The organism is Chromobacterium sp. FG89 (assembly GCF_057808735.1).
The window spans coordinates 275103-294359 of sequence record NZ_JBMDIQ010000004.1; the positions used below are offsets into that span (position 1 = coordinate 275103).

At 65.6% G+C, this 19257-nt stretch carries 14 protein-coding genes; 5 read left to right on the plus strand and 9 right to left on the minus strand.

Annotated features, from left to right (window positions below):
* Positions 1 to 27: 27 nt before the first annotated feature.
* Together ACODRW_RS06175 and ACODRW_RS06180 are read right to left on the minus strand one after the other, a co-directional pair.
* Complete coding sequence (locus tag ACODRW_RS06175; protein WP_488905369.1) at positions 28 to 1503, minus strand: protein adenylyltransferase SelO; 1476 nt, start codon at positions 1501 to 1503, stop codon at positions 28 to 30.
* A 97-nt stretch (positions 1504 to 1600) separates the two neighbouring features.
* Positions 1601 to 3880, minus strand: a complete 2280-nt coding sequence (locus tag ACODRW_RS06180; protein ID WP_227103965.1) for a YgiQ family radical SAM protein — start codon at positions 3878 to 3880, stop codon at positions 1601 to 1603.
* 529 nt (positions 3881 to 4409) lie between these two features.
* Here ACODRW_RS06180 and kdoO point away from each other — a divergent pair.
* The 3 genes from kdoO (at position 4410) to ushA (ending at position 8817) form a co-directional block, all read left to right on the plus strand.
* Positions 4410 to 5264: a Kdo hydroxylase KdoO gene (kdoO, locus tag ACODRW_RS06185; protein ID WP_488905370.1), complete on the plus strand. Its 855-nt coding sequence runs from the start codon at positions 4410 to 4412 to the stop codon at positions 5262 to 5264.
* A 98-nt stretch (positions 5265 to 5362) separates the two neighbouring features.
* Positions 5363 to 7048 (plus strand): glutamine--tRNA ligase/YqeY domain fusion protein, encoded by a 1686-nt coding sequence (locus ACODRW_RS06190; RefSeq protein ID WP_107800179.1) that lies wholly within the window; start codon positions 5363 to 5365, stop codon positions 7046 to 7048.
* Between the two features lie 122 nt (positions 7049 to 7170).
* Positions 7171 to 8817, plus strand: coding sequence for a bifunctional UDP-sugar hydrolase/5'-nucleotidase UshA (gene ushA, locus ACODRW_RS06195; protein WP_488905371.1), 1647 nt, complete (start codon positions 7171 to 7173; stop codon positions 8815 to 8817).
* Positions 8818 to 8883: 66 nt separating this feature from the next.
* On the opposite strand, the gene ACODRW_RS06200 is transcribed toward ushA, so the two are convergent.
* Together ACODRW_RS06200 and ACODRW_RS06205 are read right to left on the minus strand one after the other, a co-directional pair.
* Positions 8884 to 10266: an NAD(P)/FAD-dependent oxidoreductase gene (locus ACODRW_RS06200; RefSeq protein ID WP_253314433.1), complete on the minus strand. Its 1383-nt coding sequence runs from the start codon at positions 10264 to 10266 to the stop codon at positions 8884 to 8886.
* 21 nt (positions 10267 to 10287) lie between these two features.
* Entirely contained in the window at positions 10288 to 11541 is a 1254-nt protein-coding gene (locus ACODRW_RS06205; protein WP_488905372.1) for an aromatic amino acid transport family protein, read from the minus strand.
* Between the two features lie 477 nt (positions 11542 to 12018).
* Between ACODRW_RS06205 and ACODRW_RS06210 the strand changes: the two genes are divergently transcribed.
* On the plus strand, positions 12019 to 12363 hold the full coding sequence (locus ACODRW_RS06210) for a fucose-binding lectin II (RefSeq protein WP_107800175.1): 345 nt from the start codon (positions 12019 to 12021) through the stop codon (positions 12361 to 12363).
* Positions 12364 to 12411: 48 nt separating this feature from the next.
* Here ACODRW_RS06210 and ACODRW_RS06215 read toward each other — a convergent pair whose 3' ends face one another.
* The 5 genes from ACODRW_RS06215 to ACODRW_RS06235 all read right to left on the minus strand — a co-directional run bounded on the left by ACODRW_RS06215 (position 12412) and on the right by ACODRW_RS06235 (position 17932).
* Positions 12412 to 13218, minus strand: a complete 807-nt coding sequence (locus ACODRW_RS06215) for a siderophore-interacting protein (RefSeq protein ID WP_227103957.1) — start codon at positions 13216 to 13218, stop codon at positions 12412 to 12414.
* 204 nt (positions 13219 to 13422) lie between these two features.
* Positions 13423 to 14082, minus strand: coding sequence for a PadR family transcriptional regulator (locus ACODRW_RS06220; RefSeq protein WP_486636892.1), 660 nt, complete (start codon positions 14080 to 14082; stop codon positions 13423 to 13425).
* A gap of 290 nt (positions 14083 to 14372) precedes the next feature.
* A complete protein-coding gene (gene lolA, locus ACODRW_RS06225) occupies positions 14373 to 14993 on the minus strand; it encodes an outer membrane lipoprotein periplasmic chaperone LolA (RefSeq protein WP_107800172.1) in 621 nt (206 codons plus the stop codon).
* A gap of 110 nt (positions 14994 to 15103) precedes the next feature.
* Positions 15104 to 16210 carry a hypothetical protein gene (locus ACODRW_RS06230; RefSeq protein ID WP_488905373.1) on the minus strand — a complete coding sequence of 369 codons (1107 nt, stop codon included), beginning with the start codon at positions 16208 to 16210 and terminating at the stop codon, positions 15104 to 15106.
* Positions 16211 to 16339: 129 nt separating this feature from the next.
* Entirely contained in the window at positions 16340 to 17932 is a 1593-nt protein-coding gene (locus ACODRW_RS06235; RefSeq protein ID WP_107800170.1) for an NAD+ synthase, read from the minus strand.
* A 74-nt stretch (positions 17933 to 18006) separates the two neighbouring features.
* Between ACODRW_RS06235 and ACODRW_RS06240 the strand changes: the two genes are divergently transcribed.
* Entirely contained in the window at positions 18007 to 19140 is a 1134-nt protein-coding gene (locus ACODRW_RS06240; protein WP_488905374.1) for a GNAT family N-acetyltransferase, read from the plus strand.
* Positions 19141 to 19257 lie beyond the last annotated feature (117 nt).

Consider the following 19257-nt stretch of genomic DNA (forward strand, 5'->3'; position numbering starts at 1 on the left):
GCTTGCCCTTGTCGCGTCAGGAAGCGCTTAGGTGCCGCAGAAGGTCCGATACCCCTGCGCCACTTCCGGCGCGGCCGGCAGCGTGTAGCGCTCCAGGCCGGCGCGTTCGGTGAACGGTTGACGCAACACGTCCAGCAGCGCCAGCGTCGGGCCCATGTCGCCGTGGTCGCTGGCGGCGGCCAGCGCTTCTTCCACCAGGTGGTTGCGCGGGATGTAGAGCGGGTTGGCCTGGCGCAGCGCGGCGGCGCGTTCGGCGGCGGCTTGCGGTTCGGCGTCCAGCCGCTGGCGCCAGCGCGCCAGCCAGGGCGCGGCGGCGGCAGGGTCGTTGAAGAGCTGAGTCAGTGCCTGGTCTTGGCCTTCGGCGGCGTTGGCCAGCCGGCGCCAGGCCAGGGTGTGGTCGGCGTCCTGGCGCGCCAGCAGCGCCAGCCAGTCTTCGGCCAGCTCCTGGTCGATGTCCTGCGCCTGGCTCAGGCCCAGTTTGCGGCGCGCCTGTTGCAGCCAGTGGGCCTGGTAGCGCTCGGCGAAGTCTTCGATGACGGCGGTGGCCGCCGGCACCGCGTTCTTGGGCTCGTCCGGGTCCAGCAGCGGCAGCAGGGTTTCCGCCAGCCGGGCCAGGTTCCATTGGGCGATGGCCGGCTGGTTGCCGTAGGCGTAGCGGCCGCCGCTGTCGATGGAGCTGAACACGGTGGACGGATGATGGACGTCCATGAAGGCGCAGGGGCCGTAGTCTATGGTTTCGCCACTGAGCGCCATATTGTCGGTGTTCATCACGCCGTGGATGAAGCCGGCGTGCATCCAGCGGGCGATCAGTTCCGCCTGGCGTTCCGCCACCGCTTGCAGCAGCGCCAGATAGGGCTGCTCGGCGCCGGCCAGTTCGGGGTAGTGGCGCGCCAGGGTGTAGTCGGCCAGCCGGCGCAGCATGTCGCGTTCGCCGCGGAGGGCGAAGTACTGGAAGGTGCCGACGCGCAGATGGCTGGCGGCGACGCGGGTCAGCACCGCGCCGGGCAGCGCTTGTTCGCGGTAGACGGTTTCGCCGGTGGCGGTCACGGCCAGCGCGCGGGTGCTGGGGATGGCGAGCGCGTGCATGGCTTCGCCGATGATCAGTTCGCGCAGCATCGGCCCCACCGCGGCCTTGCCGTCGCCGCGGCGGGAGAACGGAGTGCGGCCGCTGCCCTTGAAGGCGATGTCGCGGCGTTGGCCGTTGCGGTCGATGACTTCGCCCAGCAGCAGCGCGCGGCCGTCGCCCAGCGACGGCGACAGGCCGCCGAACTGGTGGCCGGCATAGGCTTGGGCCACCGGCTTGGCGCCGGCCGGCAAGGCGGCGCCGGAGAAGGCGGCGGCCAGCTCGGCGGCGTCGGCCTGGGCGCTGTCCAGGCCCAGCTCTTGCGCCAGTTCGGCGTTCCAGTACAGCAGGGCCGGCGCGGGCGGGAACTCGGGCTTGACCGGCGCGCAGGCGTCGGGCAGGTCGCGGGCGTAGCTGTGGTCGAAGTCGATGTGGATCATGGCGGGCTCGCTGGGCGGGGTATGGGATTGAGACGCCGGCGGCGGGGCAAAGTGCCCGGCCGCCGGCCGGCAAAAAGCCGCCCGTGGGCGGCTGGATTTAACGACTGCGGCCCTTGCCGGCCGGTTTGCTGCCGGGTTTCGCGGGCTTGCCGCGTCCGGCCGGCGCTTGGCCGGCGCCGGGCTTGGCCATGGCTTTGGCCTGCGCGGGCTTGCCGCGTTGTCCGTGACCGGCGGGGGCGGCGGCGCGCTGGCCTGGGGCCTTGTTGCGCGACAGCGGCGCGCCCATGCGGTGGCGCACGGCGGCGGCCTTGTCGCCCGGCGGCGTCGGCGGAATCAGGCAGTGCTTGCTGTGGCCGATCAGGTCGCTGCGGCCCATCTGAATCAGCGCGTCGTGGAGGATCTGCCAGTTGTCCGGGTGGTGGTAGCGCAGGAAGGCCTTGTGCAGCTTGCGGCGGTAGCCGTCGCGCACCACGTCCACTTTTTCCGAGCTGCGCGACAGGCGCTTGAGCGGATTGCGGCGGGTGTGCCACATGGTGGTGGCCATCGCCATCGGCGTGGGGGTGAAGGTTTGCACCTGGTCCAGGCGGAAGTTGTTCTTCTTCAGCCACAGCGCCAGGTTCATCATGTCTTCGTCGCTGGTGCCGGGGTGGGCGGCGATGAAGTAGGGGATCAGATACTGTTCCTTGCCGGCCTGGCGGCTGAAGCGTTCGAACAGTTCCTTGAACTTGTCGTACGCGCCCATGCCCGGCTTCATCATCATGGACAGCGGACCGTCCTCGGTGTGTTCCGGGGCGATCTTCAGATAGCCGCCCACATGGTGCTGCACCAATTCCTTGATGTACTCGGGCGAACGCACGGCCAGGTCGTAGCGCAGGCCGGACTGGATGTTGATCTTCTTCACGCCCGGCAGCGCGCGCGCCTTGCGGTAAAGCTGGATCAGGTGGCTGTGGTCGGTGTTCAGGTTTTCGCAGATGTCCGGGAACACGCAGGACAGCTTCCTACAGGAGCGCTCGATCTTCGGGTCCTTGCAGGAGAGGCGGTACATATTCGCGGTCGGGCCGCCCAGGTCCGAGATATGGCCGGTGAAGCCCGGGGTCTTGTCGCGGATTTCCTCGATTTCCTTGAGGATGGACTCCTCGGAACGGCTCTGGATGATGCGGCCTTCGTGCTCGGTGATGGAGCAGAAGGTACAGCCGCCGAAACAGCCGCGCATGATGTTGACCGAGTACTTGATCATTTCCCAGGCCGGGATATTGGCGTCGCCGTAGCTGGGGTGCGGGTTGCGGGCGTAGGGCAGGCCGTAGACGTGGTCCATTTCCTCGGTGGAGAGCGGAATGGGCGGCGGGGTCAGCCACACGTCGCGCTCGCCGTGCATCTGTACCAGCGCGCGGGCGTTGCCGGGGTTGGATTCCAGGTGCAGGGTGCGGCTGGCGTGGGCGTACAGCACCGGGTCGTGGGCCACGGCCTCGTAGGCCGGGATGCGGATCACGGTCTTGGCGCGTTCGGCGCGGCGCTTGGCCAGGCGTTCTTCGCGGGATTCGATGCGGATCACCTGCGGCTTGGACGGGTCCTGATCCTTGGTGGCTTCGGCCGCCTGTTCCGGGATTTCCTGGTAGGGGTTGAGGTGGACGTCCACCTTGCCCGGCAGGTCCACCACGCTGGAGTCCATTTCCTGCCATTCTTCATCCGGGCGCCAGCCGTGCGGCACGATGAAGGCGGTGCCGCGCACGTCGCGGATCTCGCTCAGCTTCTCGCCCCTGGCTGCGCGGTGCGCCACTTCCACCAGCGCGCGTTCGGCGTTGCCGTACAGCAGCAGGTCGGCCTTGGAGTTGATCAGCACCGACGGGCGCACTTTCTCGCTCCAGTAGTCGTAGTGGGCGATGCGGCGCAGGCTGGCCTCGATGCTGCCCACCATCACGCCCACGCCGGGATAGGCCTCGCGGCAGCGCTGGGCGTAGACGGTGACGGCGCGGTCCGGGCGCTTGTTGGCCGCGGCGTGCGGGGTGTAGGCGTCGTCCGAGCGCGGGCGGCGGTCCGCGGTGTAGCGGTTGATCATGGAGTCCATATTGCCGGCGGTGACGCCGAAGAACAGATTGGGCTTGCCCAGCTCGCGGAAGGCGTCCGCGGAGTGCCAATCCGGCTGGGCGATAATGCCCACGCGGAAGCCCTGGTCTTCCAGCAGCCGGCCCACCAGCGCCATGCCGAAGCTGGGGTGGTCGATATAACCGTCGCCGGTGATCAGGATGATGTCACAGGAGTCCCAACCCAGCTGCTCCATTTCGGCGCGGGTCATCGGCAGGAACGGGGCGGCGCCGAAGCGGCTGGCCCAGTACTTGCGGTAGGAGGTGATCGGTTTGGCGGCGTGTGCGGTCGTCATGCTGGCAAAAGGCTGAAGTTCAGACAACCCGCTATTATGCCATAGTTGCCGCTTGCTTGTGGATTAAGCGCTTGTTTTTTATTGGAAATTGCCTTGGTTGCAGTAGGGTTTTGCCGCAAGGGCGGTTTTGCCCATCAAAATCAAGGCGCTGCGCGCCCTGGCCGCAGGAACGGGGCGCCGGGGTTCCCGCATGACATTCCCCGGCCGCAGGCGTATCCTAGCGGCCCGCTTGCAGGGCCGGTAAACGGCTTGGCGGGGCGGCCGCTTAGGGCCTGTTCAAAGTCTGTTGCGCTTCCGTGAGACGCGGCAGGGTGAGCGCCGCTGCGAAATGCTCCCGTGCCACGAGCGCATGCCGCTTTCTCAGCGATTTTCGCCAAGTTATGTCTCGCGCGTGCTCGCGGGACTTTGGACAGGTTCTATAGACGCGGCCGAGGGTGAGCGACTTGTAAAGCGGGTCTGGCCTCGGGCCAGTCGGCTTTGTCAGCCGCTCCTTGCCGCGTGGAAATCATTGTTTCAGCTAGGAGCTCAGATGACGAGCCAGATCGTATGGGTGGACGGCGCGGCGCAAGGCCGCTATGTGGATGAGTTGGAGCAGGGCAAGGTCTTGTATCTGCCCAGCTTTGATTTCAAGCTGCTGGCCGAGGAGGGCCGCTTGCTGGACCCGGCCGTCGCCGATCCCAAACGCAAGAACATCAGCCTGGAGCCGGACAACGGCGCCTTGCACGGCGTGGTGGGCGGCGCGGAACGGGAGGCGGAGGTGCGCGGCTTGATCGCGCGCTACCAGCGGGCCGCTGCGGATCTGGCCGCGCGCTTGTTGCCGGAATATCAGGGCAAGCTGCGCGCGGCGCCCACCAGCCTGCGGCTGATGCGGGTGGAGGACCGTCGGACGTCCTGGCGCAAGGACGACAGCCGGCTGCATGTTGACGCGTTTCCGTCCCGTCCCAATTACGGCGAACGCATTCTGCGGGTGTTCTGCAATATCAACCCCAATGGCGAGCCCCGGGTGTGGCGGGTGGGCGAACCGTTCACCGATATGGCGCGGCGCATGTTGCCGCGGGTGCCGCGGCAGTGGCCGGGTTCGGCGGCCTTGTTGGCGGGCTTGAAGATCACCAAGCGCAAGCGCAGCGCTTACGATCACATCATGCTGCATCTGCACGACGCGATGAAGGCGGACCTGGATTATCAGCGCCAATGTCCGCAGGAAACCATGCCGTTCCCGCCCGGTTGCGCCTGGGTCTGTTTCTCGGATCACGCGTCGCACGCGGTGATGTCAGGCCAGTTCATGCTGGAGCAGACTTTCTGGTTGCCGGTGGCGGAGATGGCCCAGCCGCAGCAGTCGCCGCTGGCCTTGCTGGAGCAGTTGTCGGGCCGGGCTTTGTTGTAAGGCGGCCAAAGGCGGGGCGGGCGAGGCCGGTCCGCTCCCAGCGGGGGCGAAATCGGTTACAATCTTCGATTAGTCATAAACTCGCACCGCACAAAACAATGAGCACGGAAAACAACGCGCCGGTTGTCAGCAACTTCATCCGCAACATCATTGACGAGGACCTGGCCTCCGGCAAGCACAGCAGCATCGTCACCCGCTTTCCGCCGGAACCCAACGGCTTCGCCCATATCGGCCACGCCAAGGCCATTTGCCTGAACTTCGGCCTGGCCGAGGACTACCAGGGCAAGTGCAATCTGCGCATGGACGACACCAATCCGGAGAAAGAGTCGCCGGAGTACGTGCAGTCCTTCATCGACGACATCAGCTGGATGGGTTTCAAGTGGGACGGCGACGTGCGCTTCGCTTCCGACTACTTCGACCGCCTGTACGGTTATGCGGTGGAGCTGATCCAGGCCGGCAAGGCCTATGTGGACGATCTGTCCGCCGAGGAAATGCGCCAGTACCGCGGCAGCCTGACCGAGCCGGGCAAGAACAGCCCCTACCGCGAACGCAGCGTGGAGGAGAACCTGGACCTGTTCTCCCGCATGAAGAACGGCGAGTTTCCGGATGGCAGCAAGACGTTGCGCCTGAAGATAGACATGTCTTCCGGCAACATCAATCTGCGCGATCCGGCCATCTACCGCATCCGCCGCGCGCATCATCACCGCACCGGCGACAAGTGGTGCATCTACCCGATGTACGACTACACCCATTGCATTTCGGACGCCATCGAAGGCATCACCCACTCCTTGTGCACGCTGGAGTTCGAAGACCATCGTCCCTTGTACGACTGGGTGCTGGACAATATCAGCATCGGCTGCCATCCGCGCCAGTATGAATCGTCGCGCCTGGAACTGCTGTATACGCTGACCTCCAAGCGCAAGCTGCTGGCGCTGGTCAACGAGGGCGCGGTGAGCGGCTGGGATGATCCGCGCATGCCCACCGTGGCCGGCATGCGCCGCCGCGGCTACAGCCCGGCGGGCATCAAGCTGTTCGCTCAACGCATCGGCGTGTCCAAGAGCGAAAACATCATCGACATGACCATTCTGGAAGGCGCGGTGCGCGAGACGCTGGAAAACGATTCGCCGCGCGTGATGGCGGTGGTGAATCCGCTAAAAGTGACGCTGAGCAATTACGATGCCGCCGTCACCGCCAGCCGCAGCGCGCCCTTCCATCCGCATCATCCTGAGTTCGGCGAGCGCGAAGTGCCGATCGCCCGCGAGATCTGGATTGAGCAGGACGACTTCGCCGAAGTGCCGCCGCCCAAGTGGCAGCGCCTGACCGTTGGCGGCGAAGTGCGCCTGCGTTACTCCTACGTGATCAAGTGCGAGGAAGTGGTCAAGGACGCGGCAGGCAAGGTGGTGGAACTCAAGTGCAGCATCGACCACGACACGCTGGGCAAGAACCCGGAAGGCCGCAAGGTCAAGGGCGTGATCCACTGGGTGTCCGCCGAGCACGCGATTGAGGCCGATGTGCGCTGGTACGAGCGCCTGTTCACAGAGCCGCGTCCGGACGCGGTGCGCGGCGAGGACGGCGAATATCTGGACTTCCGCCAGTTCCTGAACCCGGAATCGCTGAAGCTGGTGCCGACCTATGTCGAGGCCTCGGTGCTGCAGGCGGCGCCGGAGTCCCGCTTCCAGTTTGAACGCCTGGGTTATTTCGTCACCGACCGTTACGAGCATCAGCCGGGGGTCAAGGCGGTGTTCAACCGCAGTGTGGGCCTGAAGGACAGCTGGAGCAAATAAGCTTGGGCGCCCGGCCGGAAGCTGTGCGCGTCCGGCGAGGGAATGACTTTCAGCAATGGCGGGCCCGCGGGTCCGCCATTTTTGCGGCGCGCATGCATTCCAATAAAAACCAAGGATCAACGATGAAACTATCCGTGAAACCGCTTGCCCTGTCCCTGCTGGCCGCCGGCCTGCTCTCCGCCTGCGCCGCCACGCCCGGCAAGGGCAATTATGTCGAAGACAAGACTTACAAGATCACCATCCTGCACACCAACGACCACCACGGCCGTTTCTGGCCCAATAGCGACGGCGAATACGGTCTGGCCGCGCAGAAGACCCTGGTGGACCAGGTGCGCGCCGAGGTCAAGGCCGACGGCGGCTATATGCTGCTGCTGTCCGGCGGGGACATCAATACCGGGGTGCCGGAGTCCGATCTGCAGGACGCGGAGCCGGATTTCCGCGGCATGAGCCGCATCGGCTACGACGCGATGGCGGTGGGCAACCACGAGTTCGACAAGCCGGTGCCGGTGTTGATGAAACAGCGCAAGTGGATCAACTTCCCCATGCTGTCCGCCAACATCTACCAGGACGGCAAGCGCATGTTCGACCCGTACGCGATGTTCAATCTGGGCGGGGTGAGGGTGGCGGTGCTGGGCCTGACCACCGACGACACCGCCAAGATGGTGAACCCGGAGCAGGTCAAGGGCATCGAGTTCCGCAGCCCCATCGCCGAGGCCGGCAAGCTGGTGCCCGAGCTGCGCCAGCAGGCCGACATCGTCATCGCCGCCACCCATATGGGCCATTACACCGACGGCCAGCACGGCGTGAACGCGCCGGGCGACGTGGAGATGGCCCGCGCGGTGAAGGGGCTGGACCTGATCGTGGGCGGCCACAGCCAGAACCCGGTGTGCATGAAGGCGGAAAACCAGCGCGACGACGCCTATGTGCCGGGCGCGCCCTGCGCGCCGGACCGCCAGAACGGCGCCTGGATCGTGCAGGCGCACGAGTGGGGCAAATACGTGGGCCGTGCCGATTTCGAGTTCCGCAACGGCAAGCTCAAGCTCTCCAAATACCAGCTGATTCCGGTCAATCTGAAGAAAAGCGTCAAGGGCGCGGACGGCAAGGATCAGAAAGTGCCGTACACCCAGCTGATCGAGGAAGACGGCAAGCTGCGCAACTTCCTGCAAAGTTATCAGAACAAGGGCCAGGCGGCGCTGGATGTGCCGGTGGGGCGGACCAGCGCCAAGCTGGACGGCGACCGCGGCGTGGTGCGCAGCCAGCCCACCAATCTGGGCGTCTTCGTCGGCCGGGTGATGATGGACAAGGTCAAGGCGGACTTCGCCGTATCCAACTCCGGCGGCATCCGTGATTCGCTGCCGGCCGGCGCGATCAATTACCGCGATGTGCTGAAGGTGTATCCCTTTGGCAGCACCCTGGCTTATGTGGACCTGAACGGCCAGGAAGCGCTGGATTACCTGAAGGCCGCCGCGCGGATGACGCCCGGCGCCGGCGCCTTCGGCCAGTTCGCCGGCGTCAAGCTGCGCATCGTCGGCGGCGAACTGCGGCAGGCGCTGATCGGCGGCCAGCCCATCGATCCGGCCAAGACCTACCGGATGGCGGTCAACAGCTTCATCGCCGCCGGCGGCGACGGCTACCCGCTGATGAACAAGCATCCGGGCTACGTCAACACCGGCTTCGTCGACGCCGAAATGCTGCGCGAGTACATCGCCGCGCATTCGCCGATAGACGCCGGCGCTTACGCGCCCGGGGATGCGGTGACGCGCAACTGAGCGCGGTCAGAGCGGTGCCGGTCATGAAAACCGCAGCCAGGGAGGCTGCGGTTTTTATTTGGGCGTCTAGCCCTTGTCCTCCAGGCCGGCCGGCGCCAGCCGGCTGAGCAGGCGGTCCAGGCCGGCGGCGGGGCGTCGTTCGGCCTCAGCGGCCTCCTTGCGCAGCACCGCGGCGCGGACCAGCTTGCCGCCCAGATAACGAAAAGGCTCCGGCGGGAATTGGCGCACAGCGCGGCCCACCAGCGGGCAGCGGCTCCACGCATCGTCCAGATCCAGCGCCAGGCTGCTGAGAATCTGCGCGCCGATGCGGCTGGGGCCTACGCCGTTGCCGCTCCACCCTATGCCGTAGACGAGGTGGGGCGCGTCCGGCAGGCGGCCGAATAGCGGCAGGCTGTCGTAGCTGCGGTCTATGGGGCCGGACCAGCTGTGCTCAACGGCCACGTCGGCCAGCGTCGGGTAGACGCGGCGGAAGTCGCTCTCGGTCAAGGCGTTCAGCGCCGGATCATCGTCGAAGCCCGCGTCGATGCGGCTGTTGAAGCCAAAGCGGCCGGTGCCCTTGCCAAAGACGATGCGGTGGTCGCGGGTGGTGCGGTAATAATCGACCAGCAGTTGCGAATCGGTGATGGCCTCGCCGCCGGTCCAGCCTATCGCCGTCAGCCGCTCGGGAATGGGCGGCGTAGCCAGCAGGGTGCTGGTGACGGGCAGGACGCTGCGCGCCAACTCCGGGACGGAAACGGCCCAGGCATTGCTCGCGATCACGACTTTGTCCGCGCTCAGCGTGCCGCCCGGCGTGATCAGCCGGGCCGGCTGTCCGCGTTCTATCCGCCGCACCGGACTGTGTTCGAAGATGCGCACGCCGTTTTCCAGCGCGACGCGGCGCAGGCCGCGCGCCAGCCGGGCCGGCTGCACGGTGGCGTTGCCGGTCTCGATCACGCCTTGCAGGTGTTGCGGCGAGCCGCTGCGGCGGGCGACTTCCTCCGCCGGCAGCGGCACGAAAGTGGGGTGCCCCAGGCGCTCCGCCAATTGCTGCACGTCAAGCCAGGCGCCGTGCTGCGCCGGGGTGGTGGCGGTCCACAGCCAGCCGGCGCGGCGGAAGTGGGCATCGATGGCGTGTCGGCGGCAAAAGGCGTCGATATCGTCGATGGCCTGTTCTGAGGCCTGAACCAGGCGCAGCGCCTCGCCCGGGCCGCAGATGGCGCTCAGAGAACGGATCTTGGGCCACCAGGACATGACGAAGCCGCCGTTGCGGCCGGAAGCGCCGCCGCCGCAGACATCCTGCTCGACAATGGCGATTTGCGTGGCCGGGCGTTTTTCCAGTATCTGCAGCGCGGTCCACAGGCCGACGAAGCCGCCGCCGATGATGGCGATGTCCACGTGCAAGTCGCGGTCCAATGCATTGCCGTCGGTCAGGTCGGCGGAGACTTCTTGCAGCCAGAGAGAACGTTTCATATGCGGGCTTTCTTGGGGGTGTTACCAACTAGCCGGCAGCCAGCCCATGGCGGCGGCGATGGCGTACAGGCCGCTGCCGGCGAAGGTCGCCGCGATCAAGGCCTGGATCAGCGGATGGGCGTACCAACCGCAGCGGAAGGCGGGAACGGTTTCGCCGTGGCGGCGCGCCCGATTCAGCAGGATGATGGGCATGATGCCCATCAGCACGCCGCCGAAGGTGCCGGCGAAGTACAGCGCGCCGACAAAGCTGGAGGCGCCGGAATAGGCGAACAGAAACGGCGGCAGCGCGATCGCCGCCAGCACCAGGCAGCGTTTGACGGGGTGGCCTTCCGGGCCCAGCCGGAAATGGTCGAAGATATTGGTGAGCAGGCAGCCGCCCAGCCCCCAGTAAGAGGTCATCATGGCCAGCAGCGCGAAGATGTTGGCGGTGTAATACGCCCAATTGCCCAGGGCGCGCCCCCAGTTGAGCGTGGCCACCTGGCTGACGTTGTCGTTGCCGACCAGTGCGATCACCGAAGCGGGAATGGCCGCCACCAGCAGCAAAGTGGCCAGCATGCCGACCACGATCAGGCGCGGCAGTTGACGGGCTTGATGCTGATTGCCGCGCACCAGTTCCGGCACCAGGAATTGCGCGCCAAAGACGAAGACCGCCAGATTGAACACCGGGATCACGTATTCCCATTCCCTTTGCAGCAGATAGGCGACGTTGGACGAGGGATGGGAGATCGTGGCGAAAATGAGGACGAGGACGATGGTCATCATCGCGCCGCTGATCAGTTTTTGGCCGGCGCCCAAGGCTTTCAGCCCCAGATACAGAATCAAGGCGGAGGGAATGAAGAACAACAGGCTGCCCAGCTGCGGGCTTAGGCCGTATTCATTGAAGAAATCGGCGAGGATGTTGCCGCTGCCGCTCATATAAGCGGTGAGCGCGCCATAGCTGTTGGCGGCGACGGCGATGAAAATCAGCCAAGCGCCGATGCTGCCCAGGTAGCGTTGCGCCAGGCCGCTGAGCTGGTGATTGCCGCGGGTGCGCAAACAGGCCTCGGCGGTGTAGAGCATGGTGATGATGCAGATGACGCACGTGAGGATCAGGCAGGCCAGCAAGGGCAGGTAACCCGTTTTGCGGGCGGCGAAAGCAATGCCCAGCACGCCGGCGCCGATATTGGTGCCGACGATGATGCCTATGGTTTCCAGGGAGCCGATGGGGTGAACTTCCAGGCCGGAATCCGTGGACGGGTTTTGATTGACGGGAAGTGGGCGGGTGTTATCTAACATGCATTTTTCCTTTTAATTTAATATATTAATTATTTATTGTTTTATTGAACTCAAATGTCCTATCTGTGAGGGTGGGAGAGGGAGCCGAAGCGGGCCGCGCAAGCGCTGCAAAAGGGTTTCAAACTATAGCATGCCGGGCTGTGAGCGCCCGCTCAGCGTGGTCTGGTTCGGATAGTCTGTATTTGTCCTGACCTTTGGGCCCGGTGAATACGCGGGCGCGCTTGCCTACGGTAATGGAGGCAGTGGCAGCTTGAGACGGAGGGCTTCTTCTGCGCGTCGGCGCGCGGAAACCGGCCTGGGAGCCTGTTCAATGTCTGCTGCGCGTCGGCGATACGGCGTTGAAAACAGTTCCGAAGCGCTCATGTGCCACGAGTGCATGTCGCTTTTTCCGCCGCAACGCCTTGTCTCGCTCTAGTTCGCGAGACTTCAAACAGGCTCTGAGAAGTTTGGCGTTTGAACCCTTACAGGAGAACGACGATGGCTCAGCAAGGAGTATTCACTCTTCCCCCGCGCATCAACTTCGGCGTGACCGCGTTGACCAATGCGGCTTATCAGCAAAACATCACCGTATACGTGGACAACGAGCCGCGCGCCACGTTTAGCGGCAGCGGCGTGGACGACCGCAATCTGGGCACGCGGGTGATCAACTCCGGTTCCGGCGCGGTGAGGGTGGCGGTGACGGTCAACGGCAAGCAGTCCGACCTGGTGTCCAGCCAGGTGGTGTTGGCCAATCGTCTGAACCTGGCCTTGGTGGGCGCGGAGGACGGCGCGGACCAGGACTACAACGACTCCATCGTGGTATTGAACTGGCCGCTGGGTTAAGCGGGTCCGACGGATAAGCAAAGCCCCCATCTCGGGGGCTTTGTCGTGTCAGTCTTCCAGGGTTTCGTGGCTGGCGGCCTTGCCTTCCCGCCAGTAGCTGGCGGCGCGGATGCGGCTCTTGTCTATGCCGCGTTCCTCGCGCAGGTATTGGCGCACCGCGCGGATGGCGTGGTATTCGCCGGCGGCCCAGACAAAGCCTTCGCCCGCCGGCAGCGTCAGCGGCTTGAGCGCGGAGAGCAGCGCGGGCTCGGCGTCGGCGCCTTGGTGCACCCAGCGGATGTCGGCATTGGGATGGGCCGGCAGTTCGCAGCTTTGGCCCGCCTCGCTGGTTTGCAGCAGGGCGATGACCTTGGCCGCGGGCGGCAGCTCGGCCAGGCGGCGGCGGATGGCCGGCAAGGCGGACTCGTCGCCGATCAGCAGATGCCAGTCGAAAGCCGCCGGAATGACCAAGGAGCCGCGCGGGCCGCCTATGCCCAGGTATTGGCCGGGCTTGGCCTGAGCCGCCCAGCTGGTGGCGGGGCCGGCCTCGTGCAGCACGAACTCCAGGTCCAGCTCCAGCCGCTCCGGGTCGAAGCGGCAGGGGGTGTAGTCGCGCGCGGTGGGGCGCGGCTGGCCTTCCGGATAAATCAGGGTTTCGTCCACCAGCGCCGGCAGCGCGGGTTTGGCGTCCGGATGTTCGGGGAAGAACACTTTGAGGTGGTCGTCGAAGGAGGCGGTGGCGAAGCCCGCCAGTTCCTCGCCGCCCAGGGTGACGCGGAGCAGCTTGGGGCCGAGCGGGCGGATGGCGCGCACTTGCAGCAGGCGGAAGCGCAGCGGGTGGCGCAGGCGTTGCACGGTCAGATCGGGTGTGGTCATAGAGAATCCTGTCTTGAAATCATGGCTGGGCGGCTTGGGGGCGTGAACAGCTTCTTGGACGCTGTTTACGGCCATGCGGGCAAGAGCGGGGGACTTTGCGGCTGAGAAAGCGGAATGCGCGTACGGCGCATAAGCGTTTCAAAGCGGGTTTCAAGGCCTTGCTGAGTCCCTCTCGCCGGTGCGTAACTGGCCGTCAGCACCTTATTAGCCGGTGTCGCCCAGAATTTGCTCACAGGCTTGCCTCAGGATGGCGGCGATGCGGCGTTGTTCGTCCTCGTCGACGTTGGCGGTGCGCATCAGCGCTTGCTTCAAGTCGCCGCGGGCCCGGGTCAGTTCCGGAATCCAGCTGCCGACGGCGTCGTCCGGCGGCGGCATTTCCCCGGTCAGCGCGCGGCGGATCGAGTTCATCTTGCGCGCGATGTGCTGCAGCCGCGCCATCATCCATTCCACTTGTTCGCGGTTCTGTTCCAGATAGTCGCGGCCGGCCTCTGTCAGCGCATAGCATTTGCGCTTGCCTTCCTCGCTCACCGAGATATGGCCCAGTTCTTCCAGATAGGTCAGCGCCGGGTAGACCATGCCCGGGCTGGGGCTGTAAAAGCCGTTGCTGCGGCTTTGCAGCGCCTTGATCAGTTCGTAGCCGTGGCTGGGGCGCTCTTCCAGCAGAGCCAGCAACAGCAGCTGCAATTCGTCGGAGCTGAATTTGCGGCCGCGGGTCATGCTTTCGTCGTCGCCGCCGCCAAAGCCGCCGAATCCTCCGTGTCGGCCATGGCCGCCGTCGTGGCCGTGCCGGGCCATCGCGTGGAGACGATGATGCGCGTTGCGTCCGCCCAGGCGGCGCAGCAGGGTGTCGAGACGGTGAGGCATGGCGGCTCTCCTGAAAAATATATCTTAAGATATGTTTTTAGATAGGATAAAGTCAAGCCGGCTCAGCAAGGACGATGAGAATTTGTGGCGTTTTTGGCACGATGCCCGCATCGCTCCACGTCTCGCGAGCAAGAGCGGGACCAGGCGAAAGCGGCTGAGGAGGCGGAGTGCGCAAGAAGCACATGAGCGCTCCGAAGACGTTTTCAAGGCCGTAGCGCTGAAGCGCAGCGACTTTGAACAGGTTCTAAAAGAAAAGCCGCCCGGAGGCGGCTGGAGGGCGGCGGGGCGGCTTAGTCGCCGCTGACCACGTCCACGCCCTTGGGCGGCACGAAGGCGAAGCGGGAGGCGGGCAGCGGCGGGTTCTGCTGCGGCGCGCTGAAGCTGACCTTGGTGTGGTTGCCGAAGCTGTCGGTCAGCTCCATTTCCACCAGCATATTGGCCTTGAAGCCCATGCGGATGGCGCTGAAGCTGTTATCGGCCTGCTTGGGGCTGGCGGACAGCCATTCCACTTCGCCGGTTTTGCCGGCTTCCTGCAACTGGTAGTTCCGCTCGATGGCGTTGTTGCCGGCCAGCAAGGCCGCCGGGCTGGAGCCCAGCGCCGCGCCCTGGGCCTTGCGGGTGACTTGCGCCAGATCCTTGTCGTAGACCCACAGCGTCTTGCCGTCGCCGACGATCAATTGTTCATAGGGCTTGCTGTATTCCCAGCGGAATTTGCCGGGACGGGCGATTTCCAGCCGGCCGCTGGCTTCCTCGCGCTTGCTCTTGTTGCTGACCACTTGCTTGAAGTCGGCGCTCAGGGTTTTGTTGCCGGCGACGAAGGCTTTGAGCTGGGCGATGGCGGCGGCGTGGGAGGCGGCCGGCAGCGCCAGCGCGGAGAGGGCGACTGCGGCTGAGATCAGTTTCATCTTCATGCGGGGAAATCCTTGCGGTGGGCGGCCCGGGCCGCGTGACCAAGATGGGACCGCCGGGACGGCGCGCGGTTTCCGCGCGCGCGTCGGCGGCGACGCCGTTTTGTTAGCGATTATTGCGCGGCGGTTTCTTCCGCGGCCGTCGCCTCTTCGTCGGCCGCCGACGGCTGGTTGAGCGCGTGCAGCGCCAGGCCCAGCGATTTCAGCCACTCCGGCTTGTCCAGGCGTTCCAGGTCCAGGATGTCGGCCTCGGCGGGCTGGTAGGCGAATACCGGCTTGCCCTGGTTGCTGTAGCGGATGTCGGCGTGGGCCTGGCCGCGGAAGCCCGGGCTGTTGAAGCGTATGGTCTGGCGGATGGCCAGCAGGTCGCCGCCGCGGCTGACGTAAAGATCGCTGACGGTGTTGCTGTTCAGCGGATTGGCTTCGGAGGCCTTGATCAGGCTGTCGATCATCTGCAGCAGGCTTTCGCTGCCCAGCGGACCGGGTTTGATCTGCGGCTTGCGCGCGGCTTCCTGACGCGCGACCTGGATCAGGCCGGCGATGATGTGGGAAGCCAGCTGGTTTTCCTGGGCGCGGTTCATGGCGATGCGCAGCCGGTAGCGCGCGCCCAGTTCCGCGGCGCGCGAGTCCAGCGGCTGGAAGCTGAACGCCTGCTTGTCCACCTTGGCGTAGGCTTCGTCCAGCAGTTTCGGCATCGCCTGGTACATGGCCTGCAGCGGGAAGTTGTCGGCCACGCGCTGCGGCAGCCGCACGCGCAGGAACTTGCCTTCGTAGGCTTGCATTTCCGGCACGAACAGATAGGCGGCGGACGGGTCCACCAGCAAGGACAGGTCCTTGGCGTGGAATTGCAGCGGCAGTTGCACGCTGGTCAGCAGGTTGCGGCGCTCCAGGCGCAGCGCCGGAATCAGTTCCAGTTTGCCGCCCGGCACGTCCAGCGCGGCCTTGATGTTGAGGCGCATGCTGCGGGCGATTTGATCGGCGGCGGAGGCGGCGGCCTGTTCCAGCGTGCTGCCGTCTTCCTTGGCCTTGTCGACGTCGGCGACGCTCAGCTCATCGAAGCCGATGTCGGCGTCCAGGTTGTAGCCCTTGCTGTTCCAGTTTTGCAGCATGATCTTGCGGACGGCCTGGTCCGCGCTTTTGTTGGCGATCGGCGAGACGCAGCCGGTCAGCAGCGCGATGCCGCACAGCGCGGCGCATAGTCCCAGTTTTTTTAGACGCATTATTGTTTCCTTGAGCGAGATTCTGCGCCGGGCGGGTGGGGTCGGTCCGGCGCGAGCCGGACAGTTTAACGCATCCGGCATCGCCTATGTCATGCGCGGGGCCGGGGCGGGGCGGCCCCGGCTGGGGGATCAGCTGAATTTATTGGTGATGGGGTAGCGCCAGTCCTTGCCGAAACCGCGGTGGGTCACGCGCGGGCCCACCGGCGCCTGGCGGCGTTTGTACTCGTTGATCTTCAGCAGCCGCACCACGCGGCGCACGTCGGCCTCGGCGTAGCCTTCGGCGATGATGGCCTCGGCGGACAGGTTTTCCTCCACATAGCGCGCCATGATGGCGTCCAGCACCTCGTAGGGTGGCAGGCTGTCCTGGTCGGTCTGGTCCGGGCGCAATTCCGCCGACGGCGGCCGGGTGATGATGCGTTCCGGGATGATCTCGCCTTGCAGATTGCGCCAGCGGCACAGTTCGAACACCAGGGTCTTGGCCACGTCCTTGAGCACGGCGAAACCGCCGGCCATGTCGCCGTACAGGGTGCAGTAGCCGGTGGTCATTTCCGATTTGTTGCCGGTGGTGAGCACCAGCTTGCCGCTCTTGTTGGACAGCGCCATCAGCAGGGTGCCGCGGATGCGGGCCTGCAGGTTTTCCTCGGTGGTGTCCTCGGCCAGGCCGGCGAAGCTGGGCGCCAGCGCCTGGACGAAGCTTTCGTACATCGGCCAGATTTCGATCTCGTCGTACTTCACGCCCAGGCGCTGCACCATGTCGCGGGAATCGGTCACCGAGATGTCCGCGGTGTAGCGCGAGGGCATCATCACCGCGTGCACCTTGTCCGCGCCCAGCGCGTCCACCGCCACCGCCAGCGTCAGCGCGGAGTCTATGCCGCCGGACAGGCCCAGCAGCGCGCCGGGGAAGCCGTTTTTGCCGATGTAGTCGCGCACGCCGGCCACCAGGGTGCGGTAAACGCTTTCCAGCGGGCCGGGCAGGGCCGCCTTGGCGCCGGGCAGCAGATCGCCGCCGTCGAAATCGACGATCAGCAGTTCGTCGTCGTAGGCGGCGGCCTGGGCCACCACCTCGCCAGCGCGGTTGACGGCGAAGGAGGCGCCGTCGAACACCAGTTCGTCCTGGCCGCCGGTCAGATTGACGTAGGCGAAGGGCAGGCCGGTTTCCTCGGCGCGGAAGCGCACCACGTCGTGGCGGGTTTCAATCTTGTTGCGATGGAAGGGCGAGGCGTTGAGCACCACCACCACGTCGGCGCCGGCGTCGGCGGCCTCGGCGGCCGGGTCGACGGACCAGACGTCCTCGCAGATCAGCACGCCCACCTTGGCCTCGCCCTGCTGGAACACCAGCGGCGCGGCACCGGGGGTGAAGTAGCGGCATTCGTCGAACACTTCATCGTTGGGCAGCAGCATCTTGTGATACTGGCCCAGACGGTTGCCGTCGCGCAGCACGGTGGCGGCGTTGAAGCGATCCGCGCCCATCCGGGCCGGATGGCCCACCACCAGGGTGATGCCGTCCAATTCCAGCAGTTCGTCCAGCGCCTGGCTGCAGGCGCGGTAGAAACTGTCGCGCAGCAGCAGGTCTTCCGGGCTGTAGCCGGTCAAGGCCAGCTCCGGCGTGACCAGCACGTCCGCGCCCTGGGCGATGGCCGCGTGGGCGAGGTCGAGGATTTTGCGGGTGTTGCCGGGGATATCGCCGACAACGGGGTTGAACTGGGCGAGCGCGATACGCATCTTGATAGGGAACCGAATGTTTCGAGATAGATGGAATTTTACCTGATAGACGGCGCAAACGCCCGAGAGGAATCATGGTGTCCTTGCAATTGCACGAGAGAGTGGGCGCCTGGAGCGCGGAACAATGGGCGGGCCTGGGGGAAGGCGGCAATCTGTTCGTGGGCCGGCCGTGGCTGGAGGCGCTGGAGCGGGCGGCTTGCGTGGGCGAGGCCAGCGGCTGGCTGCCCTTGCCGCTGGGTCTGGAGCGGGACGGCCGCTTGCAGGCGCTGGCGCCAGCCTATTTGAAGCGGCATCCGCGCGGCGAATACGTGTTCGACTGGGCTTGGGCGGAAGCCTATGCCCGCGCCGGCCTGGACTATTATCCCAAGCTGGTGGTGGCCTCGCCGTTCAGCCCGGTGGGTGGCCGGCGGCTGCTGGGCGACGCGGCGGCCTGGCCGCAATTGATCGCCGGCCTGGAGCAAGTGGTGGACGAGCACGGCCTGTCGTCGGCCCACGTGCTGTTTCCCGCGCGGGAGGAGGCGCAAGCCCTGGACGAGGCCGGCTGGCTGCTGCGCGAAGGCGTGCAGTTCCACTGGCGCAACCGCGGCTATGCCGACTTCGACGCCTTCCTGGCCACGCTGAGCCGCGACAAGCGCAAGAAGATCCGCCAGGAGCGGCGCAAGGTGGCAGAGGCCGGCGTCAGCGTGCGGACATTGCGCGGGGAGACCATCGCCGCCGAGGACTGGGCGTTTTTCTACCGTTGCTACCGGCAGACCTATCTGGAACGCCGTTCCGCGCCCTATCTGAATCCGGCCTTCTTCGCGCTGCTGGCGGAGCGGCTGGGTTCGCATTGCCTGATGTTCGTCGCCGAGCGGGACGGCGCGCCGCTGGCGGCCAGCCTGTGCCTGGTGCAGGACGGCGTGCTGTACGGGCGATACTGGGGCGCGGTGGCCGATATTCCCTGCCTGCATTTCGAACTGTGCTACTACCAGGGCCTGGAGTACGCGATCCGCGCCGGCCTGCAATGCTTCGAGGGTGGCGCCCAGGGCGAGCACAAGCTGGCGCGGGGCTTTGAGCCGGAGCGCACCTGGTCCGCCCATTACATTGCCGATCCGCGTTTCCGCGCGGCGATTGCCGGCTGGTTGCGGCGCGAGCGGGAAGGGGTGGGCGAGTATGTCGACGCCCTTTTTTCTCATTCCGCTTACAAAACACTTGCGCCGGATGAATAGGGCTTATATACTGCGCAGCCTCTGTGAACGAAACGCCAAGCGCCTTGTTTCACGGGGATTCTGGAGAGGTGGATGAGTGGTTTAAGTCGCACGCCTGGAAAGCGTGTTTAGGGTAAT